This window comes from Roseibium sp. AWQ4_290, from assembly GCF_056160985.1.
In genome coordinates this window covers 67,187-85,635 of sequence record NZ_JBSWYG010000024.1, presented here as the reverse complement: position 1 = coordinate 85,635, position 18,449 = coordinate 67,187, and the positions used below count along the sequence as shown (strand labels likewise).

The 18,449-nt window shown below is 61.1% G+C and carries 15 protein-coding genes; 5 read left to right on the top strand and 10 right to left on the bottom strand.

The features are described 5' to 3' along the window. Positions 1–444: 444 nt before the first annotated feature. The 3 genes from metG to ACXAH0_RS21460 form a co-directional block, all read right to left on the bottom strand. Positions 445–1,965 (bottom strand): methionine--tRNA ligase, encoded by a 1,521-nt coding sequence (gene metG, locus ACXAH0_RS21470; protein ID WP_475194960.1) that lies wholly within the window; start codon positions 1,963–1,965, stop codon positions 445–447. A gap of 345 nt (positions 1,966–2,310) precedes the next feature. Next, positions 2,311–3,300, bottom strand: a complete 990-nt coding sequence (locus ACXAH0_RS21465) for a YeiH family protein (protein WP_475178785.1) — start codon at positions 3,298–3,300, stop codon at positions 2,311–2,313. A 24-nt stretch (positions 3,301–3,324) separates the two neighbouring features. After that, positions 3,325–4,662 carry a cytochrome-c peroxidase gene (locus ACXAH0_RS21460; protein ID WP_475194958.1) on the bottom strand — a complete coding sequence of 446 codons (1,338 nt, stop codon included), beginning with the start codon at positions 4,660–4,662 and terminating at the stop codon, positions 3,325–3,327. On the opposite strand from ACXAH0_RS21460, the gene ACXAH0_RS21455 reads away from it, so the two are divergent. Beyond that, positions 4,642–5,163 carry a tetratricopeptide repeat protein gene (locus ACXAH0_RS21455; RefSeq protein WP_475194956.1) on the top strand — a complete coding sequence of 174 codons (522 nt, stop codon included), beginning with the start codon at positions 4,642–4,644 and terminating at the stop codon, positions 5,161–5,163. The two genes, ACXAH0_RS21460 and ACXAH0_RS21455, sit on opposite strands and share 21 nt — an antisense overlap. 205 nt (positions 5,164–5,368) lie before the next feature. Here the strand turns inward: ACXAH0_RS21455 and ACXAH0_RS21450 are convergent, their stop codons facing one another. The 6 genes from ACXAH0_RS21450 to ACXAH0_RS21425 all read right to left on the bottom strand — a co-directional run bounded on the left by ACXAH0_RS21450 (position 5,369) and on the right by ACXAH0_RS21425 (position 11,163). Then, a complete protein-coding gene (locus tag ACXAH0_RS21450) occupies positions 5,369–6,427 on the bottom strand; it encodes a TRAP transporter substrate-binding protein (RefSeq protein ID WP_475194954.1) in 1,059 nt (352 codons plus the stop codon). Between the two features lie 27 nt (positions 6,428–6,454). After that, positions 6,455–7,948, bottom strand: coding sequence for a TRAP transporter large permease (locus ACXAH0_RS21445; RefSeq protein ID WP_475194951.1), 1,494 nt, complete (start codon positions 7,946–7,948; stop codon positions 6,455–6,457). Next, a complete protein-coding gene (locus tag ACXAH0_RS21440) occupies positions 7,948–8,538 on the bottom strand; it encodes a TRAP transporter small permease (RefSeq protein ID WP_475194950.1) in 591 nt (196 codons plus the stop codon). The genes ACXAH0_RS21445 and ACXAH0_RS21440 overlap by 1 nt, the downstream gene beginning before the upstream one ends. Before the next feature lie 65 nt (positions 8,539–8,603). Continuing rightward, complete coding sequence (locus tag ACXAH0_RS21435) at positions 8,604–9,119, bottom strand: flavin reductase family protein (RefSeq protein ID WP_475178486.1); 516 nt, start codon at positions 9,117–9,119, stop codon at positions 8,604–8,606. Next, on the bottom strand, positions 9,119–10,009 hold the full coding sequence (locus tag ACXAH0_RS21430) for an aldo/keto reductase (RefSeq protein ID WP_475178488.1): 891 nt from the start codon (positions 10,007–10,009) through the stop codon (positions 9,119–9,121). Before ACXAH0_RS21430 ends, ACXAH0_RS21435 begins: the two co-directional genes overlap by 1 nt. Next, complete coding sequence (locus ACXAH0_RS21425; protein ID WP_475194947.1) at positions 10,009–11,163, bottom strand: LLM class flavin-dependent oxidoreductase; 1,155 nt, start codon at positions 11,161–11,163, stop codon at positions 10,009–10,011. The genes ACXAH0_RS21430 and ACXAH0_RS21425 overlap by 1 nt, the downstream gene beginning before the upstream one ends. Positions 11,164–11,292: 129 nt before the next feature. On the opposite strand from ACXAH0_RS21425, the gene ACXAH0_RS21420 reads away from it, so the two are divergent. Beyond that, positions 11,293–12,003, top strand: a complete 711-nt coding sequence (locus ACXAH0_RS21420; RefSeq protein WP_475178492.1) for a GntR family transcriptional regulator — start codon at positions 11,293–11,295, stop codon at positions 12,001–12,003. 36 nt (positions 12,004–12,039) lie between these two features. Next, on the top strand, positions 12,040–13,167 hold the full coding sequence (locus ACXAH0_RS21415) for a Gfo/Idh/MocA family protein (protein WP_475194945.1): 1,128 nt from the start codon (positions 12,040–12,042) through the stop codon (positions 13,165–13,167). A 101-nt stretch (positions 13,168–13,268) separates the two neighbouring features. Here the strand turns inward: ACXAH0_RS21415 and ACXAH0_RS21410 are convergent, their stop codons facing one another. After that, entirely contained in the window at positions 13,269–13,700 is a 432-nt protein-coding gene (locus ACXAH0_RS21410) for a hypothetical protein (RefSeq protein ID WP_475194943.1), read from the bottom strand. 303 nt (positions 13,701–14,003) lie between these two features. On the opposite strand from ACXAH0_RS21410, the gene ACXAH0_RS21405 reads away from it, so the two are divergent. Next, positions 14,004–16,685, top strand: coding sequence for an SH3 domain-containing protein (locus ACXAH0_RS21405; protein WP_475194942.1), 2,682 nt, complete (start codon positions 14,004–14,006; stop codon positions 16,683–16,685). A 276-nt stretch (positions 16,686–16,961) separates the two neighbouring features. Further along, positions 16,962–18,428 carry an aminotransferase class V-fold PLP-dependent enzyme gene (locus ACXAH0_RS21400; protein ID WP_475194940.1) on the top strand — a complete coding sequence of 489 codons (1,467 nt, stop codon included), beginning with the start codon at positions 16,962–16,964 and terminating at the stop codon, positions 18,426–18,428. Positions 18,429–18,449 lie beyond the last annotated feature (21 nt).

Below are 18,449 nucleotides of genomic sequence, written 5' to 3'. Positions count from 1 at the left end.
ACCACATCCACAACTTATGCGACATAACCCGACTGCTAAATCCAAACGACAGGGTCGACAAACAAAATCCGGAAAATCAATTCCAATTCAATTTTCCCGGACAGTAGTGCAGGTTGGTATTATCAGGTGTGACGTGCAAGATTTCGCGCTCTTCAGCCTGCGCTTGACCCCATCTCGCGCTCTTGTCGGTCCTGCGAAGGCAGGCTTCCAGCCGCCGCCCAACTGCATATGATCCGCAGCCAATGCGGCGTACCGGGGTCCGGCTCTCCGTTGCGCTGCGGCCGGGATGATGAAAGGGAAACGGCATGGCCGGAGCGGGCAGCTCGACAAGGCATCCTGCGGCGGGGCGCAAGGCCTGCCCCAAATAGACCATCATCAATTGCGCTTGGTGTAACGCTCTGCGCGCGCATCTCATGGCTTCTTTTGGCCGTCAAACGCGCCCGGTTACTGGACCCGGGGGAAGAGGTTTTCAATCTCGCCAAGCGCCTGGCCGCCTTCAAGGCGGTCCAGTTCCGGGCCCCACGGAGAGGCCACGACAGGTGCGTTCAGCATGGTGAGCGCCCGGTCTGCGGAGCCGGGAATGACCTGCTGCAGTGCCTCCATGATCACGCGCAGACAATCGAGGGTCACGTAGATCACCGTCTGGCAGCGCTCTCGGGTGTCTTCGCTCTTGAACAGCGTCCACGGCGCCTGCTTGTCGATGTACTCATTCATCTCTTCCGCGAGCGTCACGATGGCCTGGCTATGCGCCGGAATGTCCTGAAGGTCGATCCAGCGGCTGAAGCCGGAGGTCGCCTCGACAACTGACTTGCGCAAGGCCTCGTCCTCCGCGCTCAGTGGTCCGGGCGCCGGAACCTTGCCGCCGAAATTCTTGTTGGAGAACTTGGCGACCCGCGACAGCAGGTTACCGATCTTGTTGCCCAGCTCGCTGTTATAGGTCTGGGTGATCAGCTCGACCGAAATCTGGCTGTCGCTGTCCGCGCGCATGTGGCGGGCCAGATACCAGCGCAGGGCATCTACGCCGAGCTTGTCCATGACCTCGATCGGATCGACCACATTGCCGATGGATTTCGACATTTTCACCCCGCCGGCCCCGACCCAGTGGCTGTGTACGGACAGCTTTTTCGGCAGAGGCAGTCCGGCAGCCACCAGCATCAGGGGCCAGTAGACCCCGTGCGGCTTCAAGATGTCCTTGCCGATCATATGTTCACAGGCGGCCCACCAGTCCTGATAGCCGTCGTCTGGCCAGCCGATATTGGTCAGGTAGTTGGCGAGTGCGTCGAACCACACATAGGTGACGAATTCGGGATCAAACGGCAGGTCCACCCCGAGGGTCACGCGGGATTTCGGCCGGGAGATGCACAGATCGTCCAGCGGTTCGGCGAGCATTTTTGTCAGCTCGTTGCGGAAGGGCTCGGGCTGCACGAAATCCGGGTTTGCCGCGATATGATCCAGAAGCTGCTGCCGGAACGGTTCCATTTGCAGGAAGTAGTTGGTCTCGTCCGTCTGCTCCACCTTCATGGTCGGATGCAGCGGGCATTGCCCGTCCTCGGTGAGGTCGCTCTCTTTCTTGAACTCCTCACAGCCCTTGCAATAGATGCCGGTATATTGCTTCTTGACGATCAGGCCCTTGTCGAAGATACGCTGCTCCAGCTCCGCGACGGCCGTCTTGTGGCCCTCCCGGCTGGTGCGCACGAAATAATCGAATTCGACGCCAAGCTGTTCAAAGACATCCCGGAATTCCTTGCAGCGCATGTCGAGATAGTCCCCGACCGGCATGCCGAGATCCGCCGCAGCTTCCTGATTCTTCTGGCCATGCTCGTCCACGCCGGTGGACAGCATCATCTCATACCCCATCGCCTGCCGGTTGCGCTTCAGGATATCAGCCATGATCGATGTGAACGCGTGGCCAATATGCGGAGAACCGTTGACGTAGTAGATCGGGGTTGTGATGTAGCTTTTCATCCGAACGCTTTCGATAAAGTGGCTGCCAGGGCAGGAGGCCGTCAGGCTGTGGCCACAGGCTCGCTGGGGCGTCCCGCTCCAGGGACCGCCGCTATATTTCACACTCAAGGGATCAAGAAAAGCCCCGCTTGGGGTTTCAGACCGAAAACCGCAGTTCGAAGCCTGTTTTGAGACCCTTAGGCAGTCCAGATCCCGGCGTGTCTGCCGGAGGCTGTTCTCTCCTGTACGTCTTCTCAAAGGTGCCGTCCCGGACGCAGAGCAGCGGAGATCCGGGCCCCCTGGACGGCCTTGATGTGGCCCCGGCGCACAGGCCGGGGCGCGCAGCGTGCCGGGCTTGCGGCCATCCTACCCGATCAACCAGATGCCGCCGAGGACGAAAAGCGCCAGGAATGCAGTCTGGGTGACCAGCATCCAGATGGCCGGGCCGCCGACATCCAAAAGTTTCGGGATTGAGGTTTTCATGCCGACGGCGGCAATGGCGGCCAGAAGCGCCCAGCGGGAAACGTGGCTGGCCAGATCCTTGACCGCCCCGGGGATGAGGCCAAAGGAATTGAGTCCCGCCAGGATCAAAAACGCCACAACAAAGCCGGGCATGATTGGCGGCCGGGCCGCGCCGGGCTCAGAGCTCTTGCGCAGGATCAGCGCGGCAACCAGCACAATCGGGGCCAGCATGGTTACCCGGATCAGCTTGACCAGGGTGGACAGGTCGCCGGTTTCCTCGGAGACGGAAAACCCGGCGCCGACCACCTGGGCGACATCGTGAATGGTCCCCCCCAGAAAAACGCCGGTCTGATCCGGCGTGAGACCGAGCGCTCCGGTCAGAATCGGATAGAAAATCATTGCCAGGGTGGACAGGACGGTCACGGTGATGACGGTGAAAGCCAGGTCCCGTTCCGCATGTTCGCGTTTGGGCAGGATCGAACCGATCGCCATGGCCGCCGACGCGCCGCAAATGGCAACCGCGCCGCCAGACAGGAAGGAAAACAGCCGATCCTTGCCGAACAGGCGGCCGATCAGAAGGGAAAAGCCGATTGTGGCGAGCACACCCAGCACCACCAGAAGCAGGAAGGGCAGGCCGAGGGACTGGACCATTTCAACGCTGATGCGCACGCCCAGAAGGGCCACCCCCACCCGAAGCAGCACCTTGGCGGAAAAGGCGATCCCCTCCGAAGTGCGGTGTTCCTCGGACAGGAAATTGAGCGGCATGCCAAGCAGGATCGCCATCAGCATGGACGGTGCGCCGTAGTGCTCATTGAGAAACTGTGCGGAAATGGCAACGAGCCCGGCAATGGCAATGCCGGGAAACAGCTGGCTGGCGCGGTCCTTCAAAGGCATGTTCATGAAAAATCCTGTTGCTTTCTATCTGTCGACTGGCAGACCGCTTGGAACCCAGTCGGGTATGCCGAAAGGAGGGGAGGTCACGGAACGGGTTCCGGTCAGGGCTTTCAAAAAGGCAACGAGGGCGGCCACGTCCGTGTCGGCAAGGTCCACGGGCGTGAGGTCCTGAAAACGGGCCTGGCGGGCCAGTTCCCGCCTGTCTGACCAGACGATAAAATCAATGGCCTCCAGCCAGGGGGCACTGGGAAGATTGGCCGTGGCAGGTTGCCAGGCGGCCCGCATCGCGCCGGGGGCCAGATGGTGGCGCACGATGCCCTCCAGGGTGGGATAGGCGCCGTTATGGCCATAGGGGGCTGTCAATTCGACATTGCGCAGCATGGGGGTGCGGAACCGGTAGGCGTCCTCCAGCCGGTCGCTTTCCCCCATCCGGCCCACATCGCGCACCACCGGGTCAAACCGGCGGGTGCGGCCGGGGCCGAAAGGCGGCAGGCCAAGGGCGTGGAATTTCTGATCGCTCAGGAGCTGGCCCGAATGGCACGAGACACACCCGGCCTTGCCGTAGAAAAGATCAAGACCGCGCTGTTGCTGCGAAGTCAGCGCGGCTGTGTCTCCGGCAAGATATCGGTCGAACGGGCTGTCGTAACTCGTCCATTCCAGGGTCTGGAAGGCCGCAAGAGCCGCCGCGATCTCTACAATAGTAACCTCTTCGGGGGCTTTGATATGCTCGAACGCCTCGACAAATCTCCGGCCATATCCGGGCAGGATGCGCACCCGTTTCGCCAGGATCGGCCAAGCGGCATCTATGCGGTTATGGATGGCCCCGGCAATCTCGTTTTCCTTCGGGTTTCCCGCCATTTCAAACTGGGCCACCAGGGGAAAGAGCGCTTGGGCCGCCAGAAGCGAGGGCAGCCCGTCCGGCAGCCACTCTTCGGCCGGGGAATTGAAGCCGTTGCCATAGACGTCGGAGAGCGACAGGCGGCCATCGTGGAACATGGTTCGGATGGATTTTGCGCCAATATTCCAAAGGCCTGGCGCATTTCGCGGAATCCGTTTCTTAATCCGGTTCTCCGCCACCAGGGCGCTGCGCTGAGGCCCCAGGCCAACCCCGCCTTCACCAATGCCGAGGGACAGGCCGTCGCTGGTGCCAAATGCGGGATGGTGGCAGGTGGCGCAGGCAATATTCCTGTTGCCGGACAGGATCCTGTCGTAAAAGAGGAGCTGTCCGAGCGCTGCCTGTTTCCGGTCGGCTAAAATGAAATCATCAGTGGTGAGCGGCTCGGGCAGACCGGCGGCAAGGGCCGGGGAGGAGATCAGTGCGATCAGGGGGAGCCAGACGACGTGAAGTCCATACCATATCACACCGCTCTGTTTGCGGGCTGCCGGAAGTTTGGTCTGAGCCTGGCCCTGCTTGTGGGGCTTTTGTCCGGTCCCGCCACAGCGGACATCGAAGAGGCGCGCGATCTGATGGAGGCGGGCCGCTTTGAAGAGGCAATGACCGAATTGTGGCCTGCGGCCCGGTCCGGCAATGCGGATGCGGAGGAACTGATCGGCGTTCTTTATGCCATGGGGCTCGGCGTGGAGCGGGACGATCAGCGGGCTTTTGAATGGTATCTCAGAAGTGCCATGAAGGGGCATCCGGGCGCCCAGTCCGGGATCGGCTGGTATTACGAAATCGGCCGGGGGGTGCCCGCGCCGGATCTGGTGCGGGCCTATATGTGGTACACGCTCTCCGCCATCGGCGGCGATCCCGATGCGGCAATCTCCCTTGAGGAAGTGGTCAAGAAAATGACCCCGGATGAAATCGAAAAAGCGCATATCCTGGTCGATGATTACAAGGTCTGGATGTATCCGTTCCGGTAGGGTTCATGGGCCCTGTGCGGCCGTCCCGTCCTGAAACCGCGTGAGCGGAAACCCGGCGCTTCTGCCCGGGAGGGGCAAGCCTTCAGGCGCTGGATGTCGTCTCAGGTCTTGGTGCCAGCGGGCGATGCAGTGTTCCGGGCCAAAAGTGTGCAGGAAAACCGGTGGGCATGCCCGGCCTTGGCCGGACATGCCTGTGTGTATAAGCCTAGTTCAGGTCGGCGTTGCGTGCTCCGTTGACGGCAGTTTCCGCTTCCTGAACGGCTGCCTCCAGTGCGCCGAAGATCTCGTCGCCCCGGGTCACATTGGACTTGAACCAGTCATAGACCGGGGAGGCGGCTTCCTTGAAAGCGGCTTTCTGTTCCGGGGTCGGAACATAAAGATCACCGCCCCCGGCCACGAAATCCTCATAGGCCTTGATGGATTTGCGCTTCGGCGAGGCGAAGGTTGCCTGCTGCAGGGCATAGAAGCCATCGACCACCACCCGGCGCAAATCTTCCGGCATGGACAGGAACTTCTCATTGTTCATCCACCACAGAGCGCCCATATAGGCGTGGCCGTCCAGGGTGACATATTGCAGGCCCGCATCCGGGAACTTCATGCTCATGATGTCGGTGATGCCGTTCTTGGAGCCCTCCACGACGCCGGTCTGGAAGGAGGTGAACAGCTCAGGCCACGGGATCGGGGTCGGGGACGCGCCAAGAGCCTTGACCAGTTCCTGTGGCAGGTCGGCGACCACTGTGCGGATCTTCAAGCCTTCCATGTCGGAGGGATTGGCGATACGCCGCTTGGTGTTGGCAAAGTTCCGCCAGCCGCCGGTGTTGCCGATGGTCATCAGGCGGATGGTGTTGTCGCTGTCTTCCAGGGCCATGGTGCGCATGGTACGGGCGAATTCACCCGACAGGACATGCTCGGCAATCCGGTCGTCGGACATCATGTAAGGCAGGTCGAGAACCTGAACATAGGGGAAGATGCCGGACGCCCCGCCGGAGGTGGAGATGTAGATGTCGATGGCACCACCAGCGACCCCTTGCAGGCACTCAGCGCCATTGGAGCACAACTGGGTGCCGATGAAGAGTTCCACCTCGATAGCGCCGTTAGAGGCGGATTCGACGAAATTCTTGAACACGACCAGGCCGTCATAGTCCTCGTCGTTTTCGTTGGAATTGGCCGTTGCGCGCAGCGTGTAGTCGGCGGCTGCGGCGCTGAGGGCCGAACCGGCGAGCATGGCCGCGACGGTAAAGGTCTTAAGGGCAGATTTGAGCATCAGGTACCTCCCATTATTCGCTCAAGATCAGTTGGCAAATCCGGTGAGACGGGGGATCGTCATCGAAAGTGCCGGAAAATAAGTGATCAGGAAGATCACCACTATCTCCACCGCCAGGAACGGCAGGATGGCTTTGGCGATGGTTTCCACACGTTCGCGTGAAACCGACGCGGCAACAAAAAGCACCAGCCCCATGGGCGGGGTCGCCAGACCGATGGTCAGGTTCACGCTCATGATGATGGCAAAGTGAATGGGATCAACGCCCATGGATGTGAAGATGGGCCCTAGGATCGGTCCCAGAATGATGATCGCAGGCCCCGCATCCAGAAACATGCCCACGACAAACAGGAGCAGGTTGATCAGCAGCAGCAGGATCAGGGGATTGTTGGACAGGGACAGCACAAAATCGGCCATGATTTCCGGCGCATGGCTGAGGCTGACAACGGTCTTGAAGGCCATCGCCGCCCCGACCAGCAGCAGGACAACCGCGGAGGTGATGCCCGCCCGGCTGAGCACGCCGGGCAGCTCGTCCATCTTGATGGAATGGAGCACGAAGAAACCGATAATCAGCGCATAGGCCACGGCCACGGCCGCAGCTTCTGTCGGCGTGAAGACGCCTAAAAGAATGCCGCCGAGAATGATGATCGGGGTCTGAAGCGGGGCAACCGCCTTTTTGCAGACCATGCGGAAATCGCTGGACACAGTGCCGCGCAGGCCCAGGAGCAAGACATGGGCCAGCCCCATCATCACGGCGAAGAGAAGCAGGGTCACAGGTGTGGAAAAGGCGTCATACCCCAGTTTGCTTGCCGTAAAGCTGGCTGCGAAACTGGCCAGCATGGCAAGGTTCAGACGCAAAAGCACGAATGAGAACCAGTGTTCCACCGGCGCGATGGTCTGCCCCGGATTGACGATGCGCTGGGCCTTGGGCAGGTCGTATTTGTCCGCCATCAGCCGGACCATCAGCATCAGCCCGACGCCAACCATGACACCGGGTACGATCCCGGCCAGGAACAGCGCCGCCACGCTTTCCCCCATCACATAGGCATAGATGATCATGATGCCTGAGGGCGGAATGATCGGTCCGATGACAGAGGAGGCGGCGGTGACGGCAGCGGCAAACCGGCGGGTGTAGCCCTGTTTTTCCATGGCCGGGATCAGCATGGAGCCGAGCGCCGAGGTGTCGGCCACCGCAGACCCGGACAGGCCGGCAAACAGCATCGAGGACAGGATGTTCACATGGGCCAGCCCACCCCGTAGATGGCCCATCAACGCCTGGGAAAATTCCACAAGGCGCAAGGTGATACCGCCCTTGTTCATCAGCTCGCCCGCGAGCATGAAAAACGGAATCGCCATGAGAGGAAAACTATCCATCCCATTGTAGACGTTGCGATAAAGAAGCGTGATGTCCCGTTCCTGACCGTTCAGCCACAACAACAGGCCAGGGGCGGCCAAGAGGCCGAAAAAGACCGGCAGGCCGATCATCAGGAAGATCAGAAAGACGGGCAGGAACCAGATCAGCATCAGTCCGCCCCTGCCATGTCCGTATCGGGAATGTCCGGCAGGCGGCCCGCGCCGCCAACAAGGGAAATCACGCTGCGCAGTATCAGTTCGATATTGACCAGCGCCAGCAGGCAGACCCCGAGAAAGAGCGACATCATCATCCAGCTGCGGGGCACCCGGATCCACTCCGTCAGGGTCAGGTTGCCGGGCACATAAAGGGAGGCGGTGGCGAATTTGCCGCCAAAGCCGGTGACTTCGCCGTAACCGATCTGAATGGCGATCACCAGAACCAGAAGCGAGAGGGCAAGGAGGAGCAGCGACAGCACTTGTCCCAGAAAATGAGGCAGGGCCTGGCCGAACATGTCGATGGCGACAAACCCGCCGCGCCGGAAGGCGGTCGGGGCCATCAAGCCGGCCATCCACAACATGCAGAAGCGGGCCGCTTCATCGGGCCAGGGCAGGGCGTTGTTCAGCGCATAGCGGAAGACGACCTGCACCAGAATGGCTGCCACCATCAAGGCCACGGCCACGATGCCGATGGCACGCCCAAGACGCAAAAGCTGCGTATTAACAAAGGCGAGCGGTGTAAGAACCGCCAGCAATGCCCCCATTCGGGCTTCCTCCCAGAATATTATTATCGCCGGGACAGGGTCTGTCCCGCTGTATGGTTTTGCCCCTATTCTGGAGCGATTTGCCCCAATTTGCCCGCAAAAAAAGTCAGCGCCTCCCCATGGCGCATTTCTGCCTTCAGCACCTGTCCCAGAACAATCAGGTGATCACCCCCTTCATAGGCTGCAAAGCGCTTGCATTCAAACCGCGCCAGGCAGTGATCGATCAGCGGGACACCCCGGTCATCGATCCGGTGCGGCAGCTGGTCAAAGGCGTGGGCATTGCGGACAAAGCCGTTGCACACTTCCGCTTGATGATGGCTGAGCACATGAATGGCATAGTGTTCGGCGGTTTCAAAGTAGCGGAACCGGCGCGAGCCCTTGTCCGGCATCCACAGAACCAGCGGCGGGTCCAGGGAGACGGAGGAAAAGCTGTTGGCGGTAATACCGACCGGCCCGTCTTCGGAGCTGGTGGTGACAATGGTCACACCGGTTGCGAACCGGCCGAAGGCATCGCGCAGGAGGCGGGTATTGTCCGCATCCGGCGAGAAAGTCACAGGATGATTGGCATTTTGCATGGTCATCAGGGCACCTCGGTTCCAAGGGCAGCTTCATAGAGCCGGTACCAGGTCTCACGGTCCAGGGTGACGCTCAGCGCGTCGGATATCCGCGCGATCCGCTCAAGGGTGTTGGTCCCCATAACCGGCAGAAGCCCGGCCGGATGGGCCAGCAGGAAGGCGATGGCGACGGCAGAGCGGTCGACACCGGCCCCTTCGGCGATCTCGTCAAGAACTGCGCCCAGTTTGCCGTCTTCCGACATCAGCGAACCGCCGCCAAGCGGCGACCAGGCCATCAGTTTGGTGCCAAGGCGCTGGTGGAAGGCCAGATCGCCATTGGTGAAGGGCGAAATTTCGGCGAGCGAAATCTCAATCTGGTTGGTGAGCAGCTTGGTCGTCATGGCCGATTGCAGCAGCTCCCAGTCCCAAGGGCGGAAATTGGAGACGCCAACGGCGCGCACCTTGCCGCTTGCCACCAGATCATCCAGAGCCGAGCCCGTTTCCAGGTGGTCCATGAGCGGATCGGGCCGGTGAATGAGCAGGAGATCAATGGTCTCGATGCCCATTTCGCTCAAGGACAGGTCGACCGACTTTTCAATATGCGCCCGGCTGGTGTCGTAATGTTTCACCTTCGCCGCCGCATAGCGCCCGGCAGGGGCGACAATGTCGCATTTGGTGACGATTTCCATTTTCTGGCGCAGGGCCGGGTTGGCCTTGAGCGCGCCGCCCAGCACGGCTTCTGCCGCATAGCCGCCATAAATGTCAGCCTGGTCGAAAGTGGTAATGCCCTGGTCCAGGCACAGCTGGATCTTACGCTCCACATGGGCGGGTGAGGTGTCCGTATCATCCCCCAGACGCCACATGCCATAAATCAGACGCGAAAAGGTGAGGGTTTCGGAAAGCGATACGCGCTGCATCAGCGGCGGACTCCATTGCCAAGCGGGGTTGCAGGGGGGGCGGCCGGAACGCGGCCGTATTCGTGGGGAAGCGAGCAGGTCTTCAGGTTCGGCAGAACGCGCGCGCCGAAGTGTTTTGCCTCTTCCAGATGCGGATAGCCGGAGAAGATGAAGGCGCGGATGCCCGTCTTCTGATAGGCCTCGATCTTGGACATGATCTGATCGGTAGAGCCGACCAGGGCGGCGCCGCAGCCGGAGCGGGCCCGGCCGACACCGGTCCAAAGATGCGGCTCGATATAGCCAAACTCGTCGGCAATGTCACGGTTCTTGGCCTGATGGCTCACCCCCAGGGACTTGGCATCCAGCGCCCGTTCGCGGATGGCTGTGCCCCGGTCGTCCTCCAGCTTGGAGATGATGTAGTCGGCATATTCCCGGGCTTCCTGTTCGGTGTCTCGCACGATCATGTGAACCCGAAGGCCGTAATCGAGGGTGCGGCCATAGCGTTCAGCCACCGCATTCACCGCCTTCATGCGGCCTTCCAGCTCTTCCACCTTTTCCGGCCACATCAGATAGACGTCGCAATGCTGGCCGCACAGCTCCAGAGCGGCCGGGGAATAGCCGCCAAAATAGAGCAGCGGGCCGCCGGTCTGATAGGGGCGGGCGGGATCAGTGGTCAGGTCCTTGAAGGTATAGATCTCGCCTTCATAGTTGATCTCGTCACGGGTCCAGGCCTGTTTGAGAATTTCAACCACCTCGCGCGAGCGCTGGTAGCGGTAGCTGCTGTCCGCCTGTTCGCCCGGAAAATCTGAGGAAATGATATTGACTGTCAGGCGGCCTTTCAGCATGTGATCGAGGGTCGCGATGGTGCGCGCCAGCATGATCGGCTGCATCTCGCCGCAGCGCACGGCTGCCAGAAGATTGATCTTGTCGGTGATCGGGGCGCACCCGGCCACAAAGGACAAGGTGTCCTGGCCCACCTGATAGGAGGAGGGGCACAGGATGTTGCGGAACCCTTGCTCTTCAGCGGTCTTCACAATGTCCGAGCAATGCTCCCAGGACGAGCGCAGATCGCCTTCAGGGACGCCCAGAAACTGATAGTCGTCGGAGCACAGCGCGGAAAACCAGGATACTTCCGCGGCCTCGAGATCCGGCGAGGTCACTGGGACGATTGTCATGAAGGGGCTCCCTGGTTTCGTTTGTTTTCGGACGGGTTCACTTTACCGTCGATTTAATCTTGCTTATCATCCGCATTGATGTAAATCAATAGTGTATCAATTTGTCCAAGGCCGGTCACCGCAAGCCCCATGTCCTCGTCTCCGCAATCGTCCAATGCGCTGCCTTTGTACCTGCAGATCAGCGAGCTTCTGATCCGGGATATCGCGGCCGGGCGGTTGATAGACGGTGAACGCCTGCCGCCGGAGCGGGACATGGCCGATGAGCTGGGAATCTCCATCGGTACCCTGCGCAAGGCCTTGGCAGACCTTACGGAAAAAGGCTTACTGGAGCGGGTTCAGGGGTCGGGAAACTACATACGCCAGGGCGGTGCCCAGGACAGCATCTATGCCATGTTTCGTCTGGAGCTGCTCACAGGGGGCGGCCTGCCGCGCGCAGATGTCTTAAGCGCCGGACGAACTGCCAAACCGGCTGATCTGCCGGCATTCGGCACCAGTGCGGAGGCAACGCGTATCCGCCGCCTCAGATATCTCAATGATGTCATGATCGCGGTGGAAGAGATCTGGCTGGATGGTGACGCCGGAACGGTGAGCCGGGACCTCCTGTCGGATTCCCTTTACCGCTACTACCAGAAGCATCTGGGCTTCTGGATCGTCCGGGCGGAAGACCGGGTCACGGTTGCAGGGGTGCCGGGCTGGGCCCCGGACGTGTTCCCGCTCGAGCCCGGCACCCTGACAGGGTTCATCGAACGGTTCAGCTGGGCGGACCGCCCGCAGCCGGTCGAATATTCGCGCACCTGGTTCGATACGGCCAGGGCACATTACGTTCAGCGCTTGAAATAGACGGGGCGCAGACCCCGTGTTCATAGGGAGACTTTGATGCCTGCAAAGGTGAGATACGGAATTGTCGGCTGCGGCATGATGGGCCAGGAGCATTTGCGCAATATCGCCCTTCTGCCCGATACGGATGTGAGCGTGATTTTCGAGCCGGATGCCGGAATGAAGGCCTGGGCGGCGGAGATCGTTCCGAATGCACGGTTTGCAGCTTCCGTGTCCGAGCTTCTGGACGAAGAGGCGCTGGATTGCATCTTGATCGCCAGCCCCAACCATTGCCATGTGCCGCAAATGCAGGAGATCCGCCGCAAGCGGCCCCTGCCGCTGCTGGTCGAAAAACCGCTTTTCACGGATCCGAAAGACCTTGCAGAGCTGGAAGCTTTCCGTGCGGACTATCCGGCGCCGGTCTGGGTGGCGATGGAATACCGCTACATGCCCGTCATCGCGGCGCTGGCTACGCAGGTGGATACGGCGACCGGTGGCATCAAAATGCTGACCATCCGCGAGCACCGGTTTCCGTTTCTGGACAAAGTCGGGGCGTGGAACCGGTTCAACCGGTATTCGGGAGGCACGTTTGTTGAGAAATGCTGCCATTTTTTCGATCTCATGCGCCTGATCATCAAGGCTGAACCGGTGCGTGTGATGGCCTCGGCCGGGCAGGATGCCAATCACATGGAGGAGCGCTATGACGGCGAACAGCCGGACATTCTGGACAATGGTTATGTGATTGTCGATTTCGACAACGGTTCCAGAGCCCTTCTTGACCTGTGCATGTTTGCCGAGGGCTCCCGTTTTCAGGAGGAGATCGTTGCAGTTGGGCCCGAAGGCAAGATCGAGGCCTTTGTGCCGGGCCCCAGCCGGTTCTGGCCGGAGCATCTGGGTACGCCGCCGGTGGCCCAACTGGTTGTTTCCCCGCGCCAACCGAAAGGGCCGCAGACCCTCGAGGTGCCTGTGGACCCGGCGCTTCTGGACGCAGGCGACCATAACGGCTCCACCTTCTATCAGCATGAACGTTTTGTTGCGCTGGTGCGCGGTGCGCTGAGCGGGCCGGAGGTTACTCTGGACGATGGCAGCCGGGCGGTTGAAATGGGCCTTGCCGCCCAGCAGTCCGCGCGCTCCGGCCAGGCGGTTCTTCTGGCCCCGCGCAGTGCCCGGCCGTCTCTGGCCTGTTAAGCGCAGGGTCCTGTGGGGCCCGAATGGATCTCGCGCCCGGCTGGACCAGCCGGGGCGCCCGAAAACTGGAAGGCCTGCCCACCCCGATAGACTGGGGAAAGTTACCAGCGGTCCGCTGGCCGGACAACCTGGGGGGCGTCGGTGCTGAAGGCGTCACGGCCCCGGCGCATGTTCAAGGATTTGATGGGTGCCTTATACTCCCGGCCCGTATCCGTCTGCCGGCATTGCTGTTTGCGATAGGCAATGTTGTCGGGAACACCGGTATGGTTCTGCACCAGAACGCAGAAGAGGTCATAGCGCCCATTGACTGCAAATGTGCGCCGGGCCCCCTGGGCGACAACAATCTGCCGGTGCCGCTGGAAGCCTTTGTCAAAGAGCAGGAAGTTGCAGTATTTGGCGGATCCCTGCGGGGTCCGGGTGCTTTCACAGAAAAAGATTTCCGCTGCCGCGGCAGCGGGGACGCAAAGGACAGCGGCAAAGCCGAGACCGGCCGCCGACAGGCACCTCTTCAGAGTATTGTTCCAATGGGCCAATATAGATTTCTCCCGACCTTTAGGCCCTGCCAAATTTATGTCATGGTGAGTCGAATACAACCTTACGTAAATTTTTTTCCAGGTGCCGTATTGTGAAGGCAAACCGGGCAGGGGATGTGAGAGCCCCTTTGTCCGCAGCTTACCGGCAGAATCTGGACATGAGATTTTCCGGGCATCGCGCCGTCTCTTATAGAGGCGCTCAGATGCCAGGTCTTTTGAAAACGGGTTCCGCGTTGCAGCCCGGCCTGGTCCGGCCGCGTTTCGGGGGATCCAGACTGCATGAGACGCCTTTGGGAGGGCCAGATGCGCAGATTTGTTTCGGTGATTTTGTCGTCAGCACTGATTTTCCAGACCGTCCTGGTCAATGGCTTGCAGGCCGCCCCGGCCGTCACCACGGCAAAGGTCAATTTCCGCTCCGGGCCGGGCACCGGCTTCGGGGCACTGGGCACGCTGCCGGATGGCGCGCAGGTAGAGCTTGAAAACTGCGACGATACCGGTGCCTGGTGCAGCATCAGCTACAATGGCCAGAACGGCTTTGTGAGCGGCCAGTATCTGCAATTGAGTGAATCGGAAGAGACGACCGGCTGGCCGAGATCCTTCCAGACCAGTAGCGGCGCCACCTTGATCCTCTATCAGCCCCAGTTCACCGAATGGGACAATTTCAAAACCCTGAAGGCGCTGGTCGCATCAGAATATTTGAAAGACAAGGACGCCCAGCCGGTTTTCGGTGTCATTGGCGTGAGCGGTGCCACGGTGGCCGATCCGGACAAGGGGGAGGTCTATGTGAGCGATGTGCAGGTCACCCAGCTCGATTTTTCATCCCTGGACCGGGCGTCACTGACGGACCTGACCTTGCAGGTCGGCAAAATCATGCCCACCGGCACCTTGACCGTGAAAGAAGACCGGATCACCGCAGGCCTTGCGGAATATCAGCGCATGGAAGATGTGGACGGCCTGAATGCTGACGCCCCGCCCATTTTCATCTCCAACGATCCGGCCATTCTGGTTCAGACCGAAGGCACGCCGATCCTGGCACCGGTCAAGGGGGATCAGGGACTCAGCTTCGTGGTCAACACCAATTGGGACATTCTCAAGCTCGACGACACAGGGGAGTTCTATCTTCGGGACGAAAAGTCCTGGCTCAAGACCAAAGATGTGGCCTCCGGCTGGGAGCCGGTCACCGATCTGCCCGCGCTGATCACCAAACTGCCCGATGATGACAACTGGTCCGAAACCCGTGCCGCGATCCCGCCGCAGCCTTTTGCGGACAACAAGGCGCCCAAGGTCATCTATTCGGACAAGCCTGCGGAAATGATCGTGTTTGAAGGCAAACCGGAGCTGGAGCCGGTGGCAGGCACGGATCTGGAATGGGCCTCCAACACGGACAGCGACGTCTTTTTCCTCAAGAGCACGTCCACCTGGTACATTCTGGTGTCTGGGCGCTGGTTCAAATCCGCCTCGCTGGAGGGCCCCTGGACCTTCACCACGCCGGATATGCCCTCCGACTTTCAGAACATTCCCGAAGACGCGCCCTATTATTCGGTGCGCGCGTCGATCCCGGGCACGTCAGAGGCGGCGCAAGCCCGGCTGAAAGCCAGCATTCCAACCACGGCCCGGGTGGAGGTCGGCTCGGTCAGTGCGGATATCGCCTATGCGGGCGATCCGGAATTCGAGCCGATCAAAGGCACGTCCATGTCCTATGCGGTCAACACCAATGATCAGGTCATCCAGGTGGGCGCCAAATATTATGTGCTTCAGAACGGGGTCTGGTTTGTTGGCGACAGCCCGGAAGGGCCCTTCGTGGTTGCCACGTCCGTGCCTGACGAGATCTATACGATCCCACCCTCGTCCCCGGTCTATAATGTGACCTATGTCCGGGTGTATGAAACAGAACCCAATGCGGTCTGGTACGGTTACACAATGGGCTATCTCACCGGCTTTCTGGCCTGGGGAGTCTTTGTCTATGGCAGCGGCTGGTATTACCGGCCCTGGTACCGGCCGGGCCTGCGCCCGATCTATTTTCCCCGTCCGGTGACCTACGGCATCGGTGCCTTTTATAATCCGGTCCGGGGCACCTATGGCCGCTATGGCTATGCCTATGGCCCGCGCCGGGGCATTGCCGGGGGCGGGATCTACAATCCGCGCACCGGAGGATACATTCGCGGGGCCGCCATCAGTGGGCCGCGCGGCAGCGCCGGGTTCATCTCCGCTTATAATCCGCGCACCGGCAACCGGATCGTCGCCGGTGGGGCAAGGGGCATTTACGGGTCCTGGGGCGGGGCGGCCGTGTCGGGGCCGCAATGGGCGCGCACCCGGGATCTTCAGGCCGGGGCCGCGCAGCGCTGGAAACAGGACGGCAATCTCGGCCGTGTCGCCAGCCTCGACCGGCGCAGCGATGTGTTTGCCGGGCGTGACGGCTCGGTCTACCGGCGGGACGGGGAGACTTGGCAGAAATTTGAAGGTGGCCGTTGGGATGACGTGTCAGCGCCCTCCAAAGAGGCGCTTCAGGACCGTCTTGGCAGTCTGGATGCGGGCGCTGCGCTGGGCGCGGGTGCCGCAGTTGGCGCCGGGGCCGCTTTGGCCAACCGGCCTGCGGGCGACCGGCTCAGATCCCAGCAGGAGACGAACCGGGGCAAACCCGTGGGGCGGCCCGGCGAGCGGTCAGCAGGCGAAAGAGCGAACCTGAACCGGCCCGCAGGGGGCGGGACCACCAAAGTGCCCGCCGGCCAGCGCCCGAACCTGCAAAGGCCTCAGGCTCAGAAACCGGCCCAGAGACCGGCGACCCGACCGGCCCAGCAGACCCGTCAGGTTCCGGCGAATCTGAACCGGGACCGCAAGGCAAGATCCGCCGGGAACCGGCAGGTGAACCGCCAGCGCAATGTGCAGCGATCCCGTCCTCAGGCCACACGGCCCCAGCAGGCGCGTCCGAACCGCGGGGGAGGCGGAGCCTCAAAGCGCCGTGCGGGCGGCCACCGCAGACGCTGACCGGCAAGAGCGGGGAGGCAGACAGGCCGGCCCCGCTTCCCGCTGGCCTCCGGCTTGAGGCACTGCATTGGAAGGGGGCAGGGGCTTTCGATGGGGTGTTGACTGGCCGTAGCTGCGGAGAGGGATTCGAGTGTCAAATTTGAGATGTTAATTTGATCGAAAAATTGGACAAAATAAGATCATAAGAGGCAATTTTTGATCTATTTGCGAGGAGAAAGGTAAGGAAGATCCCGGTCTGAAGATCATATGATTGTGGTCATGATACTGGAGAAACCCATGCCCCACAGCACCGGAACTGCGCTCGACCTCTTCAAGGACAGTCTGAAAGGCCCCGGCTTGACCGACAGGTTGCGCAAGGGCCTGATCGGCGAGAGCGCGATTGTTTCCAGCCCGCACGGTGATCACCCAATGATCTATGCCGACTATGTGGCTTCCGGGCGGGCGTTGCGCCAGATCGAGAACTTCGTTCTGGAGAACATCCTGCCTGTCTATGCCAACAGCCACACGGAAGCCTCCTTTTGCGGCAGCGCCATGACCCGGATGCGTTCGGCGGCCCGTACGGAAATCGCCCGCATTTGCGGTGCCGGGGACGGCTACGCCACTGTCTTTTGCGGCTCCGGGGCCACGGCAGGCCTGAACCGGCTTGTACATCTTCTGGGCGTTGCCGATGCGGCCCGGCGCGGCGAGACCCCCCTTGTGATTCTCGGGCCCTATGAGCATCACTCCGATATCCTGCCCTGGCGGGAGAGCGGGGCGGATGTCGTCGAGATTGCAGAAGACGAAACAGGCGGTCCGGATCTGGAGGATCTGGAGAATGTTCTGCGCGGGGCGGGGACATGCCGGCTGGTCATCGGCGCGTTTTCGCAAATGTCCAATGTCACCGGCATTGTCACTGATGACCGGGCCGTAACACGGCTTCTGAAAGCCTATGGTGCGCTGAGTGTCTGGGACTGTGCGGGCTCCGGACCGTATCTTCCCATCGATATGCGCGAGGGAACCGATGAACAAAAAGACGCGGTGGTCGTCTCCCCGCACAAATTCATTGGCGGCCCGGCCTCGTCCGGTATCATGATTGTCCGCAAGGCGGCGGTCTGCCGCAGCGCACCGGTTTTCCCGGGCGGTGGCACCGTTCGCTTTGTATCCCCCTGGGGCCATGACTACAGCCTGGACATTGCCGCCCGGGAGGAGGCCGGCACCCCCAATGTGGTCGGTGATATCCGGGCGGCGCTGGTGTTTCTGGTCAAGGAGGCTATCGGCCAGGAGGTCATGGACCAGCGAAATGCGGCCTGGCGGGAGAAGGCGCTTTCGGTGTGGAGCGCCAATCCAGCAATTGAACTCATGGGAAACCCAAAAGCCTGCCATGTGCTGCCGGTGTTTTCCTTCCGGGTGCGCGATCTGGAGCGGGGCGGCTATATCCACCAGCAGCTGGTCACCAGAATGCTATCTGATGCCTATGGGGTTCAGGCAAGGGGCGGCTGCGCTTGCGCCGGGCCCTATGCCCACCGGCTGCTCAAGATCGGGCAGGAGCAGTCCGACGCCATGCGGGCAGGCATTCTTTCCGGTGAAGAACTGAAGAAGCCCGGCTGGACCCGGCTCAATTTTTCGGTTCTTCTGACGGAGGAGAAGGGGGACAGGATCATTGCGGCAGTCGATGAGCTGGCCCGGGCTCCGTATCCTCTGGCGGAGCAGTATATCTGTGATGAATCCAAGGCGCGGTTCACTGCCATCGAGCACGCTGCTTAAGAAACAAGGATCAGCGTTGAG